Raw genomic sequence first — 2,854 nt, 5'->3', positions numbered from 1 at the left:
CACAGTTTGAGTCAAATATGCATTAAGCTTTTTCCTTCTTTAACTCCCCCCCGTTTGTTCAAAAACAAGTTCAACAAAAAAGGGGTTAATTGAATAAGATTTTAAGATAATTTATTCCATATCGTTAAAGCAACTGGATAACATTTTTCGATTGTCAAATCTTCCTCAAACCACTTAATAAATACTTTGTTTATTTCTACTGCTAATTCATCAACTGATTTAATATTACTTAAGAGTTCAACAATATCTCTTATTTCTGGATCATATTCATCATCTGGACACCCCATCCTTTCGATGAGGTGGATGTCAGTCATGCTGCCCGACAGGGTCCTTGCCCGTATTTTAGTTGATTTACTGACTAATCCGTGCTTCAAATGTATATAACAATACAACTACCACTTAATGAATTTCATTAAAAGAAATTTAAGCTGCTATCTGTAATTCTGACATATGAGGAATGTCCATTAACATACGTTCCTCACTAAATTCACACTGCTTTTTACCGATGGTAAATAGAATTCGTATGAGCTTATTACATATTGCAATTAACGATTGCATTTTCTTCAATGGATTATCTGGGCGTTTTGTAAAATACTCGTGTAATGCTTTAAAAGCAGTATTCTTAGCCACCAAAGCATTGCAACTTGAAAGAGGAGAGCCCTTAAAGTCTTCCCTCCTCTCTTCGTAATTTTGGTTTGTCCTTTGTGCTTACCTGATGTATTTTCCTTTAGACTAAGCCCAGCTAATTTGATAATTTGCCTTGGGTGGGAAAAGTAACTTAAGTCTCCAACTTCCGAAAAAAAACCTGCAATAGTGTCTTTTCCTATTCCCTTAATGGCTAACATTTGTTCAACAACAGGAATCTGTTCAAGAAGTTTATCTATATTTGAATCCAGTTCTTCGAACTTTTTAATTATAAGTTCATATTTGTCCATTAACGTGCGAAGCTCTAATTTTGCCATTTCAGAACCTTCACGAATGCCAATTGTAACAATTGCCTCCTGGTATTTATGTTTGTGTCCTTTTTGCCGCCAAGCTTCGGACACTCATATTCTACCAAGGGGCTTTTTTATGTTCAAACCTCATATTTCTTTATTACAGGAATGCTGCCCGTTAATGGAACGTAGAAAAAGAGTTGCCGTAGCAATCCTTTAGTTAAACAAAAGCACCCGTTAGGTGACCAAGGATCTAGTGTTTGTTACAAATAATTTTAAAAAAATCTAAATATTCCTATACATCAGCCCTTAATAACTCATAATTATTATCAAAGTAAGCATGTATTCTATGGCCAGCAAATAAATCTCCATCATCATATTCACAGTAAATTTCATTTGCTCTAATTTCAATGTCATAAAGGGTAATTGCTTCCTGAAATTTTTCTTTTGTTATATCATATTCCCCTGCATCTACAGTATCCCAATTTAAATATTCATCATCCTCATCATACTCGGGCCAAAAATCATTTTTATAATCTATCAATTTATCCGCTATGGATACTTTTGCATTTTTATCAAATTCTTCTATACATGAAAAAAGTTTTTCGGCCTTTTTCAACATCTCATCTACATCAACAAATTCATTTCTTATATCTAATTTCCAATGTATTTTCCCTTCATTTGCCTCAAATACTTTACGATCGTCATTATATGTAAACACTCCAATTAACCTACTTTGTATTGATTTTTCCATTTCCTAGCCCCTTTCTATTAACATAATCCTCTATTGATTACATCACCATTTTCTTACTTTTTTATCACTAATTCACTATAAAAATTAATTATTCCTTCTTAAACAAAACTGTCCACTTACTTCAATAAAGTTCAACAAAAAGAAGCGTTAATCCTTTTTTGATCAACGCTCCCTTTAGCTTAAGTACATTTCTTCCCTATATTTTCGTTTTACTCACCATGTCTTATCGCTTTCGTTTATATTACTGCACTTCCCATTTGAATTTTTCCATTATACTGTTAAAGCTGTTTTTTCACTTGTTTCAATTCGTAAATACTTGAATGAGCTTTTTTGACAATCTCTTCATCAGTTTTACCTTCCTTTAGAAGAGTCCTGATAAGATCATATCTTGATACTTCAAACTCAAAATAACCATGATATAAATTAAGCTGATTTCTTATGTCGTTTAATTCAACATAGCTGGTTGTTGCTATTTAAACAATCTCTAAGTCTGTTTTTGCCCATTTGTATAAGAGTTCTAACAATGCTATATCTTTGGTTTACTTGACCTGTCGCATATCCTTCTCCCCATCTGTCATCCCAAGCTATATAGTAGCACTCTTTACAAGGAAGACACTCTTCTTCCTTCTCTTTAACTAATCCAAATAGTAATGGTACTGAAATTAATTTGATAAGAAAAAATGCTTGTTCCATAAAAGTCACACCTTTTTTACCTTAGTATGACCTTTTAGTTCACTAAATGAGTCCAATACTCATTATTCGTTATTCTTCTTCAACTAAACTGCACTGTTAGCACATAATGAAATCAACAAAAAAGGCGGTTAATCCTTCCTGGATCAACGCCACCTTAGCCAATAAAGCCTCCAATAATCGCTCCTCCGATTACTCCTAATCCAATGATTGGTAAATAGGCTTTTGTAATAAGTGCGTCTGGGAGGCTAATTAACAACCCTATCAAAATTCCTTTTGTCCAACCATATATAGGAAGAACAGTTACTGATATTAAGAAACCAATCGTAAAACGATTTATAAATGAACCAATAATAGCAGTACGTTTATCTTCAAATTTCATCGGAAGCATTATTAGTACAGATAATAAACCAAATATTAGACCAGATATAATTCCTAAGAAAATGCTATTCATTGATATTATATATCCTTTCTT

Annotated in this window: 4 protein-coding genes and 1 pseudogene; all 5 read right to left on the bottom strand. The window is 32.8% G+C overall.

What is annotated here, in order from left to right; all coding sequences use genetic code 11:
* Window positions 1-101: 101 nt before the first annotated feature.
* The gene (locus V7083_RS20120; RefSeq protein WP_335481265.1) at window positions 102-374 is read right to left on the bottom strand and encodes a DUF1871 family protein; all 273 of its coding nucleotides are present in this window, start codon (window positions 372-374) and stop codon (window positions 102-104) included.
* Window positions 375-423: 49 nt separating this feature from the next.
* Window positions 424-989: pseudogene (locus V7083_RS20115) on the bottom strand (transposase); the annotation flags it as partial.
* A 241-nt stretch (window positions 990-1,230) separates the two neighbouring features.
* Window positions 1,231-1,689, bottom strand: coding sequence for a DUF2262 domain-containing protein (locus V7083_RS20110; RefSeq protein WP_335481263.1), 459 nt, complete (start codon window positions 1,687-1,689; stop codon window positions 1,231-1,233).
* 450 nt (window positions 1,690-2,139) lie between these two features.
* Window positions 2,140-2,382: a hypothetical protein gene (locus V7083_RS20105; RefSeq protein ID WP_335481261.1), complete on the bottom strand. Its 243-nt coding sequence runs from the start codon at window positions 2,380-2,382 to the stop codon at window positions 2,140-2,142.
* Between the two features lie 154 nt (window positions 2,383-2,536).
* A partial coding sequence (locus tag V7083_RS20100; RefSeq protein ID WP_335481259.1) for a hypothetical protein occupies window positions 2,537-2,854 on the bottom strand: 318 nt, incomplete at its 5' end.

Origin of the sequence: Bacillus sp. JJ1764, assembly GCF_036962145.1 — a bacterium.
GTDB lineage: Bacteria > Bacillota > Bacilli > Bacillales > Cytobacillaceae > Neobacillus.
Note: the sequence above shows the minus strand (reverse complement) of the source record. Positions and strands in the feature narration are given on the sequence as shown.

What these genes read in the sequence shown, in the direction of transcription:
- V7083_RS20110 (WP_335481263.1), bottom strand. Translation starts at nt 1,689, where the DNA reads ATGGAAAAATCAATACAAAGTAGGTTAATTGGAGTGTTTACATATAAT.
- V7083_RS20105 (WP_335481261.1), bottom strand. Translation starts at nt 2,382, where the DNA reads ATGGAACAAGCATTTTTTCTTATCAAATTAATTTCAGTACCATTACTA.